Below are 19,492 nucleotides of genomic sequence, written 5' to 3' on the forward strand. Positions count from 1 at the left end.
TTCCTCTTACTTCGGACGCTTGGCGCCGTACTTCGAGCGGCGCTGCTTGCGGTCTTTGACGCCCTGGGTGTCGAGCACCCCGCGCAGGATGTGGTAACGAACGCCGGGAAGGTCTTTCACACGGCCGCCACGGATCAGAACCACGGAGTGCTCCTGAAGGTTGTGGCTTTCACCGGGAATGTAGCTGATGACCTCGTAGCCGTTGGTCAGGCGCACCTTGGCAACCTTCCGCATGGCCGAGTTCGGCTTCTTCGGCGTGGTGGTGTAGACGCGGGTGCATACACCACGCTTCTGCGGGCACCCTTCAAGGTGCATCGACTTGGATCGTTTGACTTTCGGCTGCCGCGGCTTGCGGATCAGCTGTTGGATCGTGGGCATTCCGGTGTTCCCCGTCTCGCTCGTTCGTTCATCTCTGGCGCGGGCTGTGCACCGCCCGGCGCCGGTTCAGGTCTTGCGCGAGTGGCGGAATGCCAAACGCAAATACCGCTCCCGTTCCCTCTGCCGGGAACGACGCGGTGGAATCTCAGAGGATCGAGGCGCTGCCGCCTGGATCGTGGCCACTTCGATTTTGATACGGAATTCCGCGCAGGGGTTTGCCCGCACGTGTCCCGTGAGCGCGGCGTATAGGGGGAGTCGGGTGGCCTGTCAACACCTGCGGGCCCTTGCGGAGCAGGCCGGCAAGGTTTGACCGGCTTCGCGCCACACAAGCTGGCCAGGGGGGCCGTGGCACTGGCATCGGGGCGGCGTCAGCCAAGCTGCACCCGGGGCCGACGTGGCGGCCTGCGCCCTTGCCCTGCCGCGCCCCTCCCCCTACCCTGCCGCCCGGGCAGTGCGCCAGAGCGAAGGACAGGTAACACCGTGCAAATTCTAGGACTTTGTCGCTTCTCCTACCCCTGTTTCGGCGGCTTCCGGCGCGAGCATGCGACCATTCAGGACCGGATCGACTTCTTGTATGGCGCGGAACGGCTGGAGGAGCGGTTTCGCTACTTCGAGACCTTCACCCTGCCAGGCCTTCGGCTGCAAACCGATGAAGACTTCAAGTTCGTCGTGCTCACCGGCAACCAGCTCCCCAAGGCGTTTGACGAGCGCCTGAAGGATATGCTGGCCACCCTGCCGCAAGCCCGGCTGGTGCAATACGAGCCGATGAATCACAGGGAAGCCTGCCTGAAGGCGATGCAGGAGCATATCGATCCGCAGGGCGGTGTGTGCGGCCAGTTCCGGCTCGATGACGATGACGGGGTGAGCTACCGCTTTGTCGAGCGCTTCCGCGAGGCCTTCGACGATGGCCACGAGATCATGAAGCGCGAGCATAAGTTCGCGGTGGATTTCAATCAGGGCTACACCGTCTGCATTGATGAGGAGGGTATCCGCGCCTGCGCCCAGCAGCGGCAATACTGGACCCCGGCGCTCGGCGTTTACATCCGCCCGCACATCGACAAGACGGTCGTGCACTTCCGGCACGATACGATCTGGCGACAGATGACCACCCTCACCTATACCGGCGAAGACATGTTCGTGCGTGGGCTCAACTCGACCAACGGTACGCCTTTCAAGAAGAAGGACTTCGAGGAGATGGTGCCGATCGAGGGTGAGGTGGCGCGGGCGCTGTCAAAGAACTTCGGGATCACCGAGGAGGCGCTTGCGAAATTTCACGACGCCGAATCGAAAGCCTCCGCTCGCGCAGGTAGGTAAAGAGCCCCGCGCCGATCACCACCGCGCTGCCCAGCAGGGTCAGCGGGCCGGGGAAGTCGCCGAAGGCGAGGAAGCCTAGGATCAGCGCCCAGACGAGGCCGGTGTAGCGGAAGGGCGCGACGAACCCCATGTCGCCCACCCGCACGGCCGTTACCGAGAAGAGGTAGGCGAAGAGGATCGAAACCACCGATCCGCCAAGCGCCAGCGCCGAGGGGCCGCTGACCGGCACCCACGGCTCGAAGAGGGCTACGAGCCCGGCCGCCGCTCCGACAGAGAAGGCGGTGACGGTCGCCACGGTCAGCGAAGGGAGCGCACCGCTCATCTTGCGGGTCAGCACATCGCGCGCCACGACGGCAACCACCGCCGCCAGCGCCCAGATCGAATAGCTGGTGAAGCCATCGCCTCCTGGCTGGACGATCAGCAGCACCCCGGCGAAGCCCACGAGAATGGCTGACATGCGCCAAATCCCGATTGCCTCGCCAAAGAACAGCGCCCCGGCCAGTGTGACCATTAGCGGCGCGGCCTGAAGGATCGCCGTCGCGTTGGCGAGCGGCATGTTGTAGAGCGCGGTCAGGAAAAACAGCGCTGCAAGGATCTCTGTCAGGCTGCGAAGAGCGAGGAGCCCCGCGTCACGACGTGCCATCCGGAAACGCAAGGCCTCGCGCCACCATGCCATCAGGGCCAGAAGCGGCGTGGCTGCCAAGCCGCGCAAGAAGACCGTCTGCATCAATGGCAGGTCTTCGGCGAGGGATTTTATGAAGGTGTCGTTGATGGTGAAGGCCGCCATCGAGGCGGTCATCAGCACCGCGCCACGGAGGTTTTCTGCTAGGTCGGCCATGCCGCAGCGGTAGGCGGATTATGTGACAAGCGCAAGCGTTTGCGCGAGGGGCGGCCTACTTAAGTTGGCTGTCCTTGGAGCCGCGGCGGTTGATGCCGGCCCGGGCCTCGAACCGTCCGTCCCGCTCCTGCTGGCAGTCGATGCACAGCTTGACGCCCGGAATAGCCAGACGGCGCTTTTCGGGGATCTCTTCTTCGCACTCGGCGCAATGGGTCAGGCTCTCGCCCTGCGGCGCGCGCTTGGCTTTCATCCGTTGCAGTTCATCGCTGATCGAAGCCTCGATCTGTTCGCTCACCGCTCCGTCCTTTGCCCATCCACCGGCCATTCTCCCGCCTCCTTTCGCGCTCCGCTGCCAGATCACCATCTTAGCCCAGATCGCCGGGTTTCCACAGCCCCGACCCTATTTCCACTTCCCAGCGGCGGGTTGGCGCGGCACCATCAGGCCGTGGGAAGATGGTGTGAGTCCATGATCTGAGGACTTGCAAAATGTACTATACGTACCGTTTCTTTAACGACCCAGACCGAAAGCGGCTCGCATTGTGGCAGCTCAACCGAATGCCGACGCATTGGTATGTGGCGCTTGCGGTGGCCTTGGGAGCGACACTGATGTTCTACAACCTCGCCCCGCCCGACCCTGACATTGCCCGGCATGAGGCGAGCGTTCGCTCTGCGCTGGCCTGCTCGCTCGCAGCTGCGGCTTTGCTTTCACTCCTGACAGGGCTCGTCCACCACGGGCGCAGGCGGCGGGCCGGGGTGATGCTCATGGGCACGGCGACTGCGGCCAATGCGGCGATCTTTACCGGTTACGCCGCGCTCTTCGGTCTCTTCGGGTTTTGACCGCTGAACGAGAAAGGGCCCCGCATCGCTGCGGGGCCCCTCTTGATTTGTAGTGCGATAACCGGGCCTTACCGGCTCTCGGGCGTATCCACCAGCGTGTCGAACTCGTCGCCACCCACGATGTCATCGTCCATCGGGGCCGCCAGCGCTGCCGCGGCTTCCGCCTCGGCCTGACGCGCGTCGATCACCTTCTGGTCGCGCTCGGTGGCAATGCGGCGCACCTTCTGGGTCGCACCACCGGTGCCCGCCGGAATGAGGCGGCCCACGATGATGTTTTCCTTCAGGCCCACGAGCTTGTCGCGCTTGCCCTGCACCGAAGCCTCGGTGAGCACGCGGGTCGTCTCCTGGAACGAAGCCGCGGAGACGAAGCTGCGGGTCTGGAGCGAGGCCTTAGTGATCCCGAGCAGGATCGGCTCGCCCTGGGCCTCGCGGCCCCCCTTCTTCAGCGCCTTCTCGTTGGCCGCGTCAAACTCGGCCTTGTCCACGTGCTCGCCTTTCAGCAGCGTCGTGTCGCCCGAGTCGAGGATCTCCCACTTCTGGAGCATCTGCCGGACGATGACCTCGATGTGCTTGTCGTTAATCTTCACACCCTGAAGGCGATAAACGTCCTGCACCTCGTCGATCATGTACTCGGCCAGAGCCTCGACACCCATGATGGACAGGATGTCATGCGGCGCCGGGTTGCCGTCCATGATGTAGTCACCCTTCTGCACGAAGTCGCCTTCCTGCACCGGGATGTGCTTGCCCTTGGGCACCATGTACTCGATCGGCTCCTGGCTCTCGTCACCCGGTACGATGGAGATCCGGCGCTTGTTCTTGTAGTCGCGCCCGAACTTCACGTAGCCGTCGGCTTCGGCGATGATCGCGTGGTCCTTGGGACGGCGAGCTTCGAAGAGTTCGGCCACACGCGGCAGACCACCGGTGATGTCCTTCGTCTTCGCGCCTTCCCGCGGGATACGCGCCACAACGTCACCGGCCTTCACCTCCTGCTGGTCTTCGACCGACAGAATGGCATCAACCGACATCGGGTAGGTCACCGGGTTGCCCGCATCATTGCGGACCGGCTCGCCATCCTCGCCGACGATCAGGATCTCGGGCTTCAGCTCGTTGCCCTTGGGCGCGGTGCGCCAGTCGATCACGATCTTCTGGGTCATGCCGGTGGCATCGTCGGTCTCGTCACGCACGGCGATGCCGGTCGTGAGGTCGACAAACTTGGCGGTACCGGCCTTCTCGGCGATGATCGGCAGGGTGTACGGGTCCCACTCGAAGAGCTTGTCGCCGCGGGCCACCTTCTGCCCCTCGGTCACGAAGACCTTGGTGCCGTAGGTCACCTTGTGGCTGGCGCGCTCGGTGCCGTTCTCGTCGATGATGGCAACCTGCATGTTCCGGCCCATCACGATCTGCTCGCCCGCCTCGTTCTCGAGGAGGTTGGCGTTGCGCAGCTCGATGGTGCCTTCCTGCGAAGCTTCCTGGAACGACTGCTGGCCACCCTGGGCCACGCCGCCGATGTGGAAGGTCCGCATGGTCAGCTGGGTGCCGGGCTCACCGATCGACTGGGCGGCGATGATGCCGACAGCCTCGCCGGTGTTGACCATCGTGCCGCGGGCAAGGTCACGCCCGTAACACATGGCGCAAACGCCCTCTTCGGCCTCACAGGTCAGCGGCGACCGCATGCGCACGGTGGCGACATTGGCCTGCTCGACCATATCGGCCTTGCGCTCGTCGATCAGCTCGTTGCGGGCAACGATCACCTCTTCGGTCGACGGGTTCACGATATCCTCGGCCGCGACACGGCCCAGGATACGCTCGGCCAGCGAGCTCACCACCTCGCCGTCGTTGACGGCGGCGGCAGCGGTGATCGCCCGCTCGGTGCCGCAGTCGTGCTGACGGATGATACAGTCCTGTGCCACGTCCACCAGACGGCGGGTCAGATAACCTGAGTTCGCCGTCTTAAGAGCGGTGTCCGACAGACCCTTACGGGCACCGTGGGTGGAGTTGAAGTACTCCAGCACGGTCAGGCCTTCTTTGAAGTTCGAGATGATCGGCGTCTCGATGATCTCGCCCGAGGGCTTGGCCATCAGGCCGCGCATCCCGCCGAGCTGCTTCATCTGCGTGACCGAGCCCCGGGCGCCGGAGTGGGCCATCATGTACACCGAGTTCGGCTCCGCTTCGGCGCCGTTCTCGTCTTTCTTCGCAGCCGAGATGGTTTCCATCATGGCGTCGGTGACGCGGTCGTTACACTTCGACCAGGCATCGACCACCTTGTTGTACTTCTCGCCCTGAGTGATCAGGCCGTCCATGTACTGCTGCTCGAAGTCCTTCACCTGCTCGCGGGTGTCGTCCACGATGGTCCACTTGTTGTCGGGGATCACCATGTCGTCCTTGCCGAACGAGATACCGGCGCGGAAGGCCTCCTTGAAGCCCATGCTCATGATCTGGTCACAGAAGATGACCGACTCCTTCTGGCCGCAGTAGCGGTAGACGGTGTCGATGACCTGCTGCACTTCTTTTTTCCGCAACAGGCGGTTGACCAGCTCGAAGGGTGCCTTGGCATTGAGCGGCAGCAGCGCACCGAGGCGCACACGGCCCGGCGTGGTGTCGAACCGCTGGTAGACCTCTTGGCCTTCGTCGTCGATCTGCTTGACGCGGGCCTTGATCTTGGAGTGCAGGTGCACTTCGCCGGCGTTCAGCGCGTGCTCCACCTCTTCGACCGAGCCGAAGACCATGCCTTCGCCCTTCATGCCTTCGCGCTCCATCGAGATGTAATAGAGGCCAAGGATCATGTCCTGCGAGGGAACGATGATCGGCGCGCCGTTTGCGGGCGACAGCACGTTGTTGGTCGACATCATCAGCACGCGGGCTTCCAGCTGGGCTTCCAGCGAAAGCGGCACGTGAACGGCCATCTGGTCACCGTCGAAGTCAGCGTTGAACGCCGAACAGACGAGCGGGTGCAGCTGGATCGCCTTGCCTTCGATCAGCATCGGCTCGAAGGCCTGAATGCCGAGGCGGTGGAGCGTGGGCGCGCGGTTGAGAAGCACCGGGTGCTCGCGGATCACCTCGTCGAGGATATCCCACACCTCGGGGCGCTCTTTCTCGACCAGCTTCTTCGCCTGCTTCACGGTGCTCGAAAGGCCCTTGGCCTCCAGACGCGAGTAGATGAAGGGCTTGAACAGCTCGAGCGCCATCTTCTTGGGCAGGCCGCACTGGTGCAGCTTCAGCTCGGGGCCGGTCACAATGACCGAACGACCCGAGAAGTCGACCCGCTTACCCAGAAGGTTCTGGCGGAAGCGGCCCTGCTTGCCCTTGAGCATGTCGGAGAGCGACTTCAGCGGACGCTTGTTGGCACCGGTGATGGTGCGGCCACGGCGACCGTTGTCGAACAGAGCGTCGACCGACTCCTGCAGCATCCGCTTTTCGTTGCGGATGATGATGTCGGGCGCGCGCAGCTCGATCAGGCGCTTCAGACGGTTGTTCCGGTTGATGACCCGGCGATACAGGTCATTCAGGTCGGAGGTCGCAAAGCGGCCACCGTCCAGCGGCACCAGCGGGCGCAACTCGGGCGGAATGACCGGGATCACGGTGAGCACCATCCACTCGGGACGATTGCCGGACTCGAGGAAGCTCTCGACGATCTTCAGACGCTTGATGATCTTCTTGGGCTTCAGCTCGCCGGTGGCCTCCTTGAGGTCGGCGCGCAGCTGTTCGGCCTCGCCTTCGAGGTCGATCTGGCTGAGCATCTCGCGGATCGCCTCGGCGCCGATGTTTGCCGAGAAGGCATCCATGCCGTAGGCGTCTTGGGCATCCATGTACTCCTCTTCGGTCATCAGCTGACCGTAGGTGAGATCGGTGAGGCCCGGCTCGATAACCACGTAGTTCTCGAAGTAGAGAATCCGCTCGAGATCACGCAGGGTCATGTCCAGCATGAGGCCGATCCGGGAGGGGAGCGACTTCAGGAACCAGATGTGCGCGACCGGGGCGGCCAGCTCGATGTGGCCCATGCGCTCACGGCGGACCTTTTGCAGCGTGACTTCCACACCGCATTTCTCGCAGACGACGCCGCGATACTTCATCCGCTTGTACTTGCCGCAAAGGCACTCGTAGTCCTTGATCGGCCCAAAGATACGGGCGCAGAACAGGCCGTCACGCTCGGGCTTGAAGGTCCGGTAGTTGATCGTTTCGGGTTTCTTGATCTCACCGAAAGACCAAGAGAGAATCCGCTCGGGCGAGGCCAGCGAGACCTTGATCTCGTCAAACACCTTCGGCGGGGTGAGCGGGTTGAACGGGTTGTTCGTCAGTTCCTGGTTCATCTTGATTTCCTCAAAGCTGTGCGGTTGGGGCGAGGGTCACGGGCGAACCCGTCACTCCTCTCCCTCCGCATCCAGGAGTTCCATGTTCAGGCCGAGGCCGCGGACTTCCTTGACGAGCACGTTGAAGCTCTCGGGAATGCCCGCCTCGAAGTTGTCCTCGCCCTTGACGATCGACTCATAGACCTTGGTCCGGCCGGCCACGTCGTCCGACTTCACGGTCAGCATCTCCTGCAGGGTGTAGGCGGCGCCGTAGGCCTCGAGGGCCCAGACTTCCATCTCACCGAAGCGCTGACCGCCGAACTGGGCCTTACCACCGAGCGGCTGCTGGGTGACGAGGCTGTACGGGCCGGTGGAGCGTGCGTGGATCTTGTCATCGACAAGGTGGTGCAGCTTCAGCAGGTACTTGATGCCCACGGTGACCGAGCGGGCAAACTGCTCGCCGGTGCGCCCGTCGAACAGAACCGACTGGCCGCTTTCGTTGAAGCCCGCGCGCTTGAGCGCATCGTTCACGTCCACTTCCTTGGCACCATCGAAGACCGGGGTGGCGATCGGCACACCGCGGGTCACATTGCCCGCCGCTTCGAGGATCAGGCCCTCGTCGAGCGACTGGATGTGCTCCTCGTATGCCTCTTCGCCATAGGCGATCTTCATGGCGTCACGCACAGGGGTCATGTCGCCGGAGCGGCGGTATTCACCCAGAGCCTCGTCCACCTGGATACCGAGGCCGCGAGAGGCCCAGCCCATGTGGGTTTCAAGGATCTGACCCACGTTCATCCGCGAGGGCACGCCCAGCGGGTTGAGCACGAAGTCGACCGGCGTACCGTCACCGAGGAAGGGCATGTCTTCCACGGGCACGACCCGCGAAATAACACCCTTGTTCCCGTGGCGACCGGCCATCTTGTCGCCCGGCTGAAGCTTGCGCTTCACTGCGATGAAGACCTTGACCATCTTCATCACGCCCGGGGGCAGATCGTCGCCGCGGCGAACCTTCTCGACCTTGTCCTCGAAGCGGGCATCGAGCACGCGCTTCTGCGCTTCGTACTGCTCGTGCAGCGCCTCGACCATCTGGGCCTCGGCCTCGTCACCCAGCGCAAGCTGCCACCACTGACCCTTGCTCAGAGCTTCCAGAAGCTCCTCGTCGATGGTCGCATTGGCCTTCACGCCTTTCGGGCCTTTCACGGCCACCTTGCCCAGGATCATGTCCTTCAGGCGGGCGTAGATGTTGCGGTCGAGGATCGCGAGCTCGTCGTCCCGGTCACGTGCGAGGCGCTCGACTTCTTCACGCTCGATCTGAAGCGCGCGCTCGTCCTTCTCCACGCCGTGGCGGTTGAAGACGCGGACTTCCACGACCGTGCCGAAGTCACCCGGCGGCAAGCGAAGCGAAGTGTCACGCACGTCGCTGGCCTTTTCGCCGAAGATGGCGCGGAGCAGCTTCTCTTCCGGGGTCATCGGGCTCTCGCCCTTCGGAGTGATTTTGCCCACGAGGATGTCACCGGGGCCCACTTCGGCACCGATGTAGACGATCCCGGCCTCGTCGAGGTTGCGCAGGGCCTCCTCGCCGACGTTGGGAATGTCGCGGGTGATCTCTTCCGGCCCAAGCTTGGTGTCACGGGCGGCCACTTCGAACTCTTCGATGTGGACTGAGGTGAACACGTCATCCTTGGCGATGCGCTCGGAGATGAGGATGGAGTCCTCGTAGTTGTAGCCATTCCACGGCATGAAGGCGACGACGACGTTCTTGCCGAGCGCCAGTTCACCCATGTCGGTGGAGGGGCCATCGGCGATGACTTCGCCCTTCACCACGGTGTCGCCCACCTTCACCAGCGGACGCTGGTTGATACAGGTGTTCTGGTTCGACCGCTGGAACTTGCGCAGACGGTAGATATCGACGCCCGGATCGCCCGGCTCGAGATCTTCGGTCGCGCGCACAACGATCCGCTGGGCATCGACCTGGTCGATGATCCCGCCGCGGAACGCCTGAATGGCGGCGCCGGAGTCGATGGCCACCTTGCGCTCGATGCCGGTGCCGACAAGCGGCGCCTCGGCCTGCAGCAGCGGCACGGCCTGCTTCTGCATGTTCGAGCCCATCAGTGCGCGGTTGGCATCGTCGTTCTCGAGGAAGGGGATGAGCGAGGCGGCGACCGAAACCAGCTGTTTCGGCGACACGTCGATCAGGTCCACGTTCTCGTTGGGCGCGAGGGTGTATTCACCCGACTGGCGGGTGTTGACCATCTCGTTGGTGAACTTGCCGTTCTCGTCCAGCGAAGCGTTGGCCTGCGCCACCGTGTGGCGCATCTCTTCGGTGGCCGACATGTAGTGCACTTCATCGGTCACCTGGCCGTTTTCGACGCGGCGATAGGGAGTTTCGATGAAGCCATACTTGTTGACCCGCGCAAAGCTGGCAAGGTTGTTGATCAGGCCGATGTTCGGGCCTTCCGGCGTTTCAATCGGGCACATCCGGCCATAGTGGGTCGGGTGAACGTCGCGCACCTCGAAGCCGGCACGCTCGCGGGTCAGGCCGCCCGGGCCAAGCGCCGAAAGGCGACGCTTGTGGGAGACTTCCGAGAGCGGGTTGGTCTGGTCCATGAACTGCGACAGCTGCGAGGAACCGAAGAACTCTCGCACTGCGGCGGCGGCGGGCTTGGCGTTGATCAGATCCTGCGGCATGACCGTGTCGATCTCGACGGAGCTCATGCGCTCCTTGATCGCCCGCTCCATGCGGAGCAGACCCACGCGATACTGGTTTTCCATCAGCTCGCCGACCGAACGGACGCGGCGGTTGCCGAGGTGGTCGATGTCGTCGACCTCGCCCTTGCCGTCGCGCAGCTCGACCAGCGCCTTGATGCAGGCCACGATATCCTCGCGGCGCAGCGTGCGCTGGGTGTCCTCGGCGTCGAGGTCGAGACGCATGTTCATCTTCACCCGGCCCACAGCGCTGAGGTCGTAGCGTTCGGAGTCGAAGAACAGGCTGTCGAACAGGGTGCTGGCGGCTTCAACGGTGGGCGGCTCGCCGGGGCGCATGACGCGGTAGATATCCATGAGCGCGGTGTCGCGGTTCATGTTCTTGTCGGCGGCCATGGTGTTGCGGATGTAGGCACCCACGTTGATGCCGTCGATGTCGAGCACCGGAATGTCGGTGATGCCCGCGTCGATCAGCTCCTTCAGGGTGCCGCCGGTGACTTCACCATCCTTGTCGGTTTCCCAGGTCAGCTCATCGCCGGCTTCCACGTAGATGGCGCCGGTTTCTTCGTTGATGATGTCCTTGGCAACGAACTTGCCCACGATGCGGTCGAAGGGCACTAGCAGATCGGTGATCTCACCATCGTCGATGATCTTCTTCACCGCGCGGGGGGTCACCTTCTTGCCGGCCTCGGCAATGACTTCACCGGTCTTGGCGTCGACGAGGTCATAGGCCGGGCGCGTGCCACGAACGCGCTCGGGGAAGAACTTGGTCACCCAGCCCTTGTTCTTCTTCAGCTTGTAGCTGACCGTCTCGTAGTAGGCGTCCATGATCGCCTCCTGATCCAGCCCGAGGGCGTAGAGCAGGGTGGTCACCGGCAGTTTGCGGCGACGGTCGATCCGGGCGAAGACAATGTCCTTGGCGTCGAACTCGAAGTCCAGCCAAGAGCCACGGTAGGGAATGATCCGGCAGGCAAAGAGCAGCTTGCCCGAGGCGTGGGTCTTGCCCTTGTCGTGGTCGAAGAACACGCCGGGGGAGCGGTGCATCTGGGAGACGATCACGCGCTCGGTGCCGTTCACCACAAAAGTGCCGTTGGGCGTCATCAGGGGCATGTCGCCCATGAACACGTCCTGCTCCTTGATGTCCTTGACCGACTTGGCGCCGGTGTCCTCATCGACATCGAACACGATCAGGCGCAGGGTCACCTTCAGCGGGGCGCTGTAGGTCATGTCGCGCTGCTGGCATTCTTCAACGTCGTACTTGGGCTTCTCCAGCTCGTATTTCACGAACTCGAGAACCGCCGTCTCGTTGAAATCCTTGATCGGGAAAACGCCCTGAAAGACGCCCATGATCCCTTCGCCATCGGTGGGCGCAGGCTGATCGCCGGACTTCAGGAACAGGTCGTAGGAAGATTTCTGAACCTCAATCAGGTTCGGCATCTCCAGAACTTCGCGGATTTTGCCGTAATACCGGCGGAAACGTTTGTGGCCGAGGAGAGTCGTCGCCATCTGGTCGTGTACCTTTCGTCTGTCGCCGCGCACATCCCGCCGGGGCACCGGGAGGTCGGCTCACGAATGAAGGTGCGTCCGGGATCCATACCTGCGTGCCGTCCCACCGGCACGCGCCCGATCCATTCGAACGCGCCTTGGAAAAACCCTTCGCAAAGGGGCTTGCCGAGACGCATTCGGCTGGACCCGGATTTTGCCCGGATCCAGCCAATTCTCTATCGGGCCACCCGCGCGGGGCGGCGTCCGATCACTTGAGCTCCACCTCGGCGCCAGCAGCTTCGAGCTTGCCCTTGATGTCTTCGGCTTCGGCCTTGTCGACGCCCTCTTTGACGGCTTTGCCGCCGGCTTCGACCAGTTCCTTGGCTTCTTTGAGGCCCAGGCCGGTGATGGCGCGGACTTCTTTGATGACGTTGATCTTCTGGGCGCCAGCGGCCTTCAGGATCACGTCGAACTCGGTTTTCTCTTCAGCCGCGGCACCACCGGCGTCGCCAGCCGGACCAGCCATCATCACAGCGCCGCCGGCGGCGGGCTCGATGCCGTACTCGTCCTTGAGGATGGTTTTCAGTTCTTGGGCTTCGAGAAGGGTCAGACCCACGATCTCTTCAGCAAGTTTTTTCAGATCAGCCATTTTTCGCTTTCCGTCTGTCTAGATGTGTTCCAACGCGAGGTAATCAACCCCTACGTGGCTCTCATTCGTTGCCTTACGCGGCCTTCTCTTCGATGGTCGAAAGGATGGACGCGATATTCGAAGCAGGTGCGCCAATGGCGCCGGCGATGTTGGAAGCAGGCGCACCGATGCAGCCCACGATGGAAGCAATGAGCTCCTCGCGGGACGGCATGGCGGCGACGGCTTTCACACCAGCGACGTCCAGAGCGGTCTCACCCATCGCACCGCCGAGGATCTCGAGCTTCGAGTTATCCTTGGCGAACTTATCCACGACCTTGGCCGCAGCCACGGGGTCTTCGGAATAGGTGAGAACGGTCATACCCGTCAGAAGATCGGCGATGCTGGCGCAAGGCTTCCCTTCCAGGGCGATCTTGGCGAGCCTGTTCTTGGCGACGCGGACCGACCCGCCAGCTTCACGCATTTGCGCGCGCAGGTCCTGCATCTCGGCAACCGTGAGACCCTCGTAGTGGGAGACCACAACGACGCCAGAGCTTTCGAAAATCTGGCCGAGTTCCTCGACCACTTTCTCTTTCTGGGCTCTATCCACAGTTTCACTCCAATTTGGGCAGGTTCATTCCCCGCCCGGCTCATTTTTGCTGGCCGAGGCCAACACTCAGGTCCGTATTACGGGGCTGAAGCCAAGTTCGCCCGAGAGAAGCCTCGCGGGAAAACATGTTCTGACCCGTCTCAGGCAGGAAATTAAGGCGTTCGGATGAGCGCCACCCACCGTCTTGGACGAAACGCAAAACAGCGCACGACGAATCGCACGCTGGCTTGCAGGGGCGGTTTAGTCGGCGCGCGCCGCGAGGGCAAGGGCTTGAGCCTCACGACGCCGCGATTTTCTGTGCGGGGCGGAGCTTCGTGGTCCGTCGCGCGGGCAGCGTCCGGTGGCCGTCCGCTTGCGGCTGACATCTATCAAGCGCCGTATCACACAAGCGCGAGCCCTTAAAACGCGCCACAAATTTTCCTTAATGCCGCGTTAACCCTCCGCACACACCGGCGCCCTCCCCCTTGTTGCGCCCGTGCGAGCAGCGAAGGCGCAAAGCCATACCCACCGGGTATATCGACCCGATCATCGTCACCGGCGACATGCTCGCCGCGATCTCCGGCAACCCTGTGTTGACCGGGAACCAGGGCGATGCAAACTTCGCCCTGTCCCTGCCCGGCACCGCTGCCCTCGGCACCTCCTCCGATCTCTATCGCCTTGTCTGGGTGCAAAACGTCAACGGCAGCGCCACCAGTTTCTCCAACGGTCAGGGCTGGCGGATCGAGGCCTACGACCCCAGCAAGGACAATGACGGCGACGCGGCAACCGGCAATGGTGGCTGGCAGGTAGTGCCGGGGATGAACAACCTGAACGCTCAGGGCGACATGTATCAGGGTCTCGCCGATGGAGATGAGTACATCATCCTCACCGGCGGCAGCAAAAAGGTGCTGTTCGACATCAACGGCGGCCTGCCCACCACGCCCACCACGCTGGTCTATCCCGGCAGCGGCCAGAACGGCGACCCGGCGCAGGGCAACAACAACGGCAAGCTGGAGTTCGAGGACGCCTACAATGCGCTGACCCCGGCCTGTTTCTTGCCCGGCACCCGCATCGCCACCGCCTCCGGCCCCCGCGCGATTGAAAGCCTGCGGCCCGGCGAGATGATCCTGACGCTCGACCACGGCCCACGCCCGCTGCGGATGCTCCTCACCCGTTCGATCTCACTCGACGAAGCCGGTCCTACCGCTGCGCCTGTGTTGATCCCGGCGGGCAGCCTCGCGCCCGGCTTACCCGAGCGCCCCCTCGCCTGCTCGCCTCAGCACCGCCTGCTCGAAACGAGCGCAGAACAAAGCCTTGTGGCCGCCAAGGCCTTGCTCGGCAGTTCCGGTGCGCACAGCGCCCCGGCATCAGGCCGCGTGACCTACCTGAACGTGGTGATGGATCGCCATGAGATCATTTTCGCCGAAGGCGTCGCGGTCGAAAGCTTCTACCCCGGCCCCGTCGCGCTCGAAGGGCTGAGCCCCCTCCAGAAACTGCGGCTCTCGGCCATCCTGCCTGCGCAACCTGCCCCCGCGCGGCCCTTCGGGAAAACCGGGCAATGGGCGCGGCGCCTCGCTGAGAGCCCCGACCAGTTCCAGCCTCTCGGCATGGCCGCCACGGCCTGAAAAAACCGGGCGGCGGGTGAGAGGCATACTCACTCCGCCCGCCGCCACATGAGTTACATCGCCATGACCCGCCGGATCTTGGCCATCGCGCTCTCCAACTCCTCTTGGTAGCGGATCGGTTCGAAGAAGTTGCCCCGGTCGTCGAAGAGCAGCACGAAGGCCGAGTGGTCCATCGTGTAGTCTCCGCCCTCCAGCGGCACCTTCGCCGCAAAGACCCGGAAGGCGCGGATCGCCTTGTCGATCTCTTCGCGGCTGCCCGAGACTCCGACCAAGCCGGGCACCCAGCCCACGTAGTCGGCCATCATCTCCACCGTGTCCCGCTCCGGGTCCACCGTTACGAAATAGGTGCGCAGCGGGGCCTCGCCTGCCTCCGCCAGTTCCGCCTGCCACAGGTCGATGTCGCTCAGCGTGGTCGGGCACACCTCAGGGCAATGGGCAAAGCCGAAGAACACCGCCGTGGGCGCACCGCGTAGCGTGTCTTCGGTAAAGGGCTGCCCATCGGTGCCCTGCAGCGCGTAGTCGCCATGCCCGAGATCGATCGCCGCTTCTTCATCCAGCTTGGGGGCCAGAAGCGTGAACCATGCCACCGCAAGGAGGGCCAGCGCAGCCAGCCCTCCCGCGATGATGGCGGTCATTGTCCGCCCGGTCATCAGTTGTGCCCGTGGCCGGAGTGGTCATGCCCACCCGCGCCAATCTCGCCACGCGGCTTGATCGGGAAGCTCACCACCACTTTTCCGGCGTTCTGAAACTCGAGCTCCACGTCGGCGCTTGTACCTGCCTCCATCGGCCCGGCCAGCTCCATGAACATGATGTGATAGCCACCCGGCTTCAGCTCCACCGTCTCCCCGGCCCGGATCGGCAGCCCCTCGGCCAGCTCGCGCATTTTCATCACGTCGCCCTCCATGGCCATCTCGTGCACTTCCATCCGGCCTGCGGCGGCGGAAGTCGCGCCCACCAGCACGTCATCCTCGCTGCCGGTGTTGGTGATGGTCAGGAAGCCTCCGGCGACCGGCTGGTTGGGCAGGGTCGCGGCGGCGGCCGGCGCGGTGATCTCCAGCGCGCCGAGCGTCACTTTCTCCGCCATGCCGTGGCCCGAATGGGCGTACTCGCCGCCATCCCCGGCCACCAGCGTCAGCTTCGGGGCGGGGTTGGGCACATCATGCGAGCCGGTGGTGTCGGTCCAGTCGGCCACGCCGTTGGCGCAGGTCTGGACGGCAGGGAAGTAGAGCACCTCTCCACCGGCAAACTGCTTGCCGACTGCGCCGCGAAGCGTGAACTCGTCGTACCAGCCATCCTCGAGATTGCCGCCGGACCAGATGACCGCGCGCACCCCTGCGGTCATCTCCGTGCCGTGGTTGTCATAGGGCAATTCATAGGCCCCGATCTCGGTGCTCAGCTCCCAGCCCGCCTTTGGCATCGGCTTTACCGCGTAAACCCCCTCGGGGATCTCGATCCGCAACGTATGGGTCGCTTCGCCAGCGCAGCCATGCGGCACCCGCAGGGTGATCTTCGTGGTCGCGCCTACAGCGGCCTCCTTCTGCTCGAGGGTTGCGTGTGCCTGCGCCGCACCGGCAAGCAGGCCAAGGCCGAACGCGGCCAGCGTGATGTGTTTGAACATGTCAGTCTCCATGAGAATCCGGGCGCGGGGGACATCCTCGCGCCATGTGTTTCAGTCGTTCGGAAAGCTCAGGAGAGGTGCGGCGGCCCGCGCGTGGTGACGTGAGAGGCAATGTGCTGCGGCCCGCGCAGCAGATCGGCGCCGCGCGCCTCGGGAATCACCCACACGATCCGTTCGCCACGGTCGGGCGAGGCCAGCATGGGCGCGGTCGGCACCTTGTTACAGAATGGGCAGTGGTAGCCTCCCGCGGCATCCAGATCGCCGCAAAGGTCGTCTGCGGTCATCCCCAGATCGCGCAGCTCGGCGGCGGCCACGGCCTCTTCGGAGGGCGGGCCCATGTGATGCGCAGAGACCGCGCCGAAGACCGCCAGCATCAATGCGGCGGCCCAGGCAATCACGGTCTGGCGAAAGGCGCGGGTCATGACGGATCAATGCCGCAGGGCGCTGCGAAAGAAAAGCGCCGCTTTTGCCGCAGCCCGGCAGGCCCAGGAGCGAAGGCGGCCCCGCTCAAGCCCCCGGTCGCGGCAGGACGCCGATCCGCAAGCGGCTCTTCCAGCCGCCCGTGCGCGAAACCCCGCGCGGGTCGCTAAGGGGCCAGCGCCAGACCGGCGCCGGCAGCACCGTCAGGCACCACGGGGGGCCGCCGAAAAACTCGAACACCAGCTGGTCGGTAGAGGCCTCCAGCACGCGGAAATTGCCGGTCGTGTAGGCCGCGCCAAGAGTGACCGACTCCACCGTGCCGCCGGGCTCCAGAAGCGACAGATGTAGCGCGTCCTCCTGCGAGATATCGTCGGTGCTTGCGAGCAGCAGTGTTGCATCGTCCATCGCCCAGGCGGCCTCAGCGATCACCCCGGCCACCTCCCAGCACTCCGCGCCGCGCCGCGCCAAAGCACGAGGCATCTCGCCGGGAAGTGGCTCCAGCCGGAGGTCGCCAAGCGGCTCCATTCAGAAGAAGAAGTAATCGACCCCGATGGCCGCCAGTGCGCCGCCCACGAAGGCCCCGACCGCCACGCAAACCGGGGCGCCCGGCCCGCAGGCCAGCCCAGCCGCCGCACCGCCGATGATGCCCCCGCCAATTCCGGCGCCAGTGACCGCGCCCTCATGCACAAGAGCCTCGCCTTTGTCCTCCGCAGTGGCCACCACATAGACCGACACCGCAAGCGACAGCACAAGCAGCCCGCGCCCGGCGCGCGAGACAGTGCGCATCCGCGCGGTGATCGCCGGGTTGGACTTACCCGCAGATTCCACAATCGCGGCGTAGACCTGGTTCTGCTGCGCCGTCGATAGCGCGTTGAAGTTGGCATTGGGGCCGAACAGCTGCAGGGTCTTGCGGGCGATCATCTCGTTGAGGGTCTTGCCCTGGCTCTTCAGCGACTCCGCCAGCGCCCGCCCGAGCGGGGTGGAACGGCCGCGCAGGGAGTCCATGACCGTGTTGCGCACGGTGTTGGCCTCTGTCGCCGCCTGCCGCCACGTGATCTCGCCCATCGTGGCCTTGCGCCGCAACTCCTCGGCCATCGCCCGAACCTGACGGTCGTAGAGTGCCCGGGTCGAGCCATCGATGGCGCCATGTGCGCCGAGGTTGGCAAGCTCTCCGTGCAGTCCCCGGATCGCGCTCTCGAAGGCGTCGCGGTCTTCGGGGTTGCTCACCAGCCCCCAGCCATAGGATGCGTCAGCCATAGCGGTCCTCTTTCCGGCACACCGGCCGCACGTTGGCCGGTGATCCGAAGATCGGCGGGATGCGGTGCGGAATCAAGAGCGGCCACGGCACCGGGGCGGCTTTCGCCTCTAGATCGACGCATACCACGGCGCTACAAAAGAAAAAGGGCGAGCCAATCGGCCCGCCCCTCTCAGATCATTCGCTGTCCGGGCTCAGTTGCCCAGCGCGTTGTCCACTTCGATGCTCACGCCCGGACCCATGGTCGAAGAGATCGCGATCTTCTTCATGTAGGTGCCCTTGGCGCCGGTCGGCTTGGCTTTGGAGACGGCGTCCACGAAAGCGCGAACGTTCTCGATCAGCTTGGCTTCGTCGAACGAGGCCTTGCCGATCCCGGCGTGAACCACGCCAGCCTTCTCGGCCTTGAACTGAACCTCACCGCCCTTGGCGGCTTCCACGGCTTCCTTCACGTCCATCGTGACGGTGCCGACCTTGGGGTTCGGCATCAGGTTGCGCGGGCCAAGCACCTTACCCAGACGGCCGACGATCGGCATCATGTCGGGGGTGGCGATGCAGCGATCAAAGTCGATCTTGCCGCCCTGAACGGTTTCCATCAGGTCTTCGGCGCCCACAACGTCGGCACCGGCTGCCTTGGCCTCATCGGCCTTTTCGCCACGGGCGAAGACGGCCACGCGGACCTCTTTGCCGGTGCCGTTCGGCAGAGAAACCTTGCCGCGGACCATTTGGTCGGCGTGGCGCGGATCGACGCCGAGGTTCATTGCGATCTCGACGGTTTCGTCGAACTTGGCGCTGGCGTTGCCCTTCACGAGGGCGACGGCCTCTTCCACGCTGAGGTCGTGCTTGCCTTCAAAGGCCTCACGGGCGGCGCGAGTGCGTTTTCCGAGTTTTGCCATCTTACTTCACCTCGATGCCCATGGAGTTCGCGGAACCGACGATGATCTTCATCGCGGCCTCGATATCGGTCGCGTTCAGATCCTTCATCTTGGCTTCGGCGATCTCGCGCACCTGCTTGACGGTGACGGAACCCACGGTCTGGCGCGACGGGGTGTTGGCCCCGGATTTCACCTTGGCGGCCTTCTTCAGGTAGTAAGACGCGGGGGGCGTCTTGATATCCATCGAGAAGGATTTGTCCTGGTAGTAGGTGATCACGGTCGGGCAGGGCGCACCCGGCTCCATCTCCTGCGTCTTGGCGTTGAACGCCTTGCAGAATTCCATGATGTTGATGCCGCGCTGACCCAACGCCGGGCCGACCGGCGGAGAGGGGTTTGCTTGTCCGGCGGGCACCTGAAGCTTCATGGTGCCGGCAATCTTCTTGGCCATAAGGGCCTCCTTTGCTCAACGGCGGCACAACGCGATGGGCCGCCTTCATGTTGACGTGGTCTGGATTGGCACCCGCGAGCGCCGCCCCTCCCATGCGATTCGGCCCCGCCGGGATGACGGGGGACGAAGGAAGCCGCTGCATAGGGCCTTTCGCGCCCTGCGTCAAACCCCTGTGACGCAGGCGATCCGCAGCGACAAA

General features: G+C 64.1%; 17 protein-coding genes. 3 read left to right on the plus strand and 14 right to left on the minus strand.

What is annotated here, in order from left to right; translation table 11 throughout:
- Positions 1 to 6: 6 nt before the first annotated feature.
- A complete protein-coding gene (rpsL, locus tag ACUXVX_RS00180) occupies positions 7 to 378 on the minus strand; it encodes a 30S ribosomal protein S12 (protein ID WP_213546064.1) in 372 nt (123 codons plus the stop codon).
- Between the two features lie 480 nt (positions 379 to 858).
- Between rpsL and ACUXVX_RS00185 the strand changes: the two genes are divergently transcribed.
- Positions 859 to 1,692, plus strand: a complete 834-nt coding sequence (locus ACUXVX_RS00185) for a glycosyltransferase (RefSeq protein WP_446309863.1) — start codon at positions 859 to 861, stop codon at positions 1,690 to 1,692.
- On the opposite strand, the gene ACUXVX_RS00190 is transcribed toward ACUXVX_RS00185, so the two are convergent.
- Positions 1,625 to 2,530, minus strand: coding sequence for a DMT family transporter (locus tag ACUXVX_RS00190; RefSeq protein WP_446309864.1), 906 nt, complete (start codon positions 2,528 to 2,530; stop codon positions 1,625 to 1,627). The two genes, ACUXVX_RS00185 and ACUXVX_RS00190, sit on opposite strands and share 68 nt — an antisense overlap.
- A 55-nt stretch (positions 2,531 to 2,585) precedes the next feature.
- Positions 2,586 to 2,855, minus strand: a complete 270-nt coding sequence (locus ACUXVX_RS00195; RefSeq protein ID WP_446309865.1) for a DksA/TraR family C4-type zinc finger protein — start codon at positions 2,853 to 2,855, stop codon at positions 2,586 to 2,588.
- Positions 2,856 to 3,085: 230 nt separating this feature from the next.
- Here ACUXVX_RS00195 and ACUXVX_RS00200 point away from each other — a divergent pair, with 230 nt between their 5' ends.
- On the plus strand, positions 3,086 to 3,367 hold the full coding sequence (locus ACUXVX_RS00200) for a hypothetical protein (RefSeq protein ID WP_446309866.1): 282 nt from the start codon (positions 3,086 to 3,088) through the stop codon (positions 3,365 to 3,367).
- 68 nt (positions 3,368 to 3,435) lie between these two features.
- Here ACUXVX_RS00200 and rpoC read toward each other — a convergent pair whose 3' ends face one another.
- From rpoC to rplJ, 4 genes are all read right to left on the minus strand, one after another.
- Positions 3,436 to 7,674 carry a DNA-directed RNA polymerase subunit beta' gene (gene rpoC / locus ACUXVX_RS00205; protein WP_222471618.1) on the minus strand — a complete coding sequence of 1,413 codons (4,239 nt, stop codon included), beginning with the start codon at positions 7,672 to 7,674 and terminating at the stop codon, positions 3,436 to 3,438.
- 51 nt (positions 7,675 to 7,725) lie between these two features.
- On the minus strand, positions 7,726 to 11,862 hold the full coding sequence (gene rpoB, locus ACUXVX_RS00210; RefSeq protein WP_446309867.1) for a DNA-directed RNA polymerase subunit beta: 4,137 nt from the start codon (positions 11,860 to 11,862) through the stop codon (positions 7,726 to 7,728).
- Between the two features lie 247 nt (positions 11,863 to 12,109).
- Positions 12,110 to 12,490, minus strand: coding sequence for a 50S ribosomal protein L7/L12 (gene rplL / locus ACUXVX_RS00215; protein WP_222471615.1), 381 nt, complete (start codon positions 12,488 to 12,490; stop codon positions 12,110 to 12,112).
- Positions 12,491 to 12,563: 73 nt separating this feature from the next.
- Positions 12,564 to 13,076: a 50S ribosomal protein L10 gene (gene rplJ / locus ACUXVX_RS00220; protein WP_222471614.1), complete on the minus strand. Its 513-nt coding sequence runs from the start codon at positions 13,074 to 13,076 to the stop codon at positions 12,564 to 12,566.
- Positions 13,077 to 13,540: 464 nt separating this feature from the next.
- Between rplJ and ACUXVX_RS00225 the strand changes: the two genes are divergently transcribed.
- A complete protein-coding gene (locus ACUXVX_RS00225) occupies positions 13,541 to 14,680 on the plus strand; it encodes a Hint domain-containing protein (RefSeq protein WP_446309868.1) in 1,140 nt (379 codons plus the stop codon).
- Between the two features lie 53 nt (positions 14,681 to 14,733).
- Here the strand turns inward: ACUXVX_RS00225 and ACUXVX_RS00230 are convergent, their stop codons facing one another.
- The 7 genes from ACUXVX_RS00230 to rplK form a co-directional block, all read right to left on the minus strand.
- Complete coding sequence (locus tag ACUXVX_RS00230; protein WP_446309869.1) at positions 14,734 to 15,330, minus strand: SCO family protein; 597 nt, start codon at positions 15,328 to 15,330, stop codon at positions 14,734 to 14,736.
- On the minus strand, positions 15,330 to 16,298 hold the full coding sequence (locus ACUXVX_RS00235; protein WP_446309870.1) for a DUF1775 domain-containing protein: 969 nt from the start codon (positions 16,296 to 16,298) through the stop codon (positions 15,330 to 15,332). Before ACUXVX_RS00235 ends, ACUXVX_RS00230 begins: the two co-directional genes overlap by 1 nt.
- A 68-nt stretch (positions 16,299 to 16,366) precedes the next feature.
- Positions 16,367 to 16,720, minus strand: coding sequence for a hypothetical protein (locus tag ACUXVX_RS00240; protein ID WP_446309871.1), 354 nt, complete (start codon positions 16,718 to 16,720; stop codon positions 16,367 to 16,369).
- An 85-nt stretch (positions 16,721 to 16,805) separates the two neighbouring features.
- On the minus strand, positions 16,806 to 17,243 hold the full coding sequence (locus tag ACUXVX_RS00245) for a hypothetical protein (protein ID WP_446309872.1): 438 nt from the start codon (positions 17,241 to 17,243) through the stop codon (positions 16,806 to 16,808).
- Positions 17,244 to 17,975 (minus strand): hypothetical protein, encoded by a 732-nt coding sequence (locus tag ACUXVX_RS00250; protein ID WP_446309873.1) that lies wholly within the window; start codon positions 17,973 to 17,975, stop codon positions 17,244 to 17,246.
- A 192-nt stretch (positions 17,976 to 18,167) separates the two neighbouring features.
- Positions 18,168 to 18,866, minus strand: coding sequence for a 50S ribosomal protein L1 (rplA, locus tag ACUXVX_RS00255; protein WP_222471607.1), 699 nt, complete (start codon positions 18,864 to 18,866; stop codon positions 18,168 to 18,170).
- A 1-nt stretch (position 18,867) separates the two neighbouring features.
- On the minus strand, positions 18,868 to 19,293 hold the full coding sequence (gene rplK / locus ACUXVX_RS00260; protein ID WP_213546650.1) for a 50S ribosomal protein L11: 426 nt from the start codon (positions 19,291 to 19,293) through the stop codon (positions 18,868 to 18,870).
- Positions 19,294 to 19,492: the final 199 nt, after the last annotated feature.

This window comes from Vannielia sp. SX4 (genome assembly GCF_052828525.1).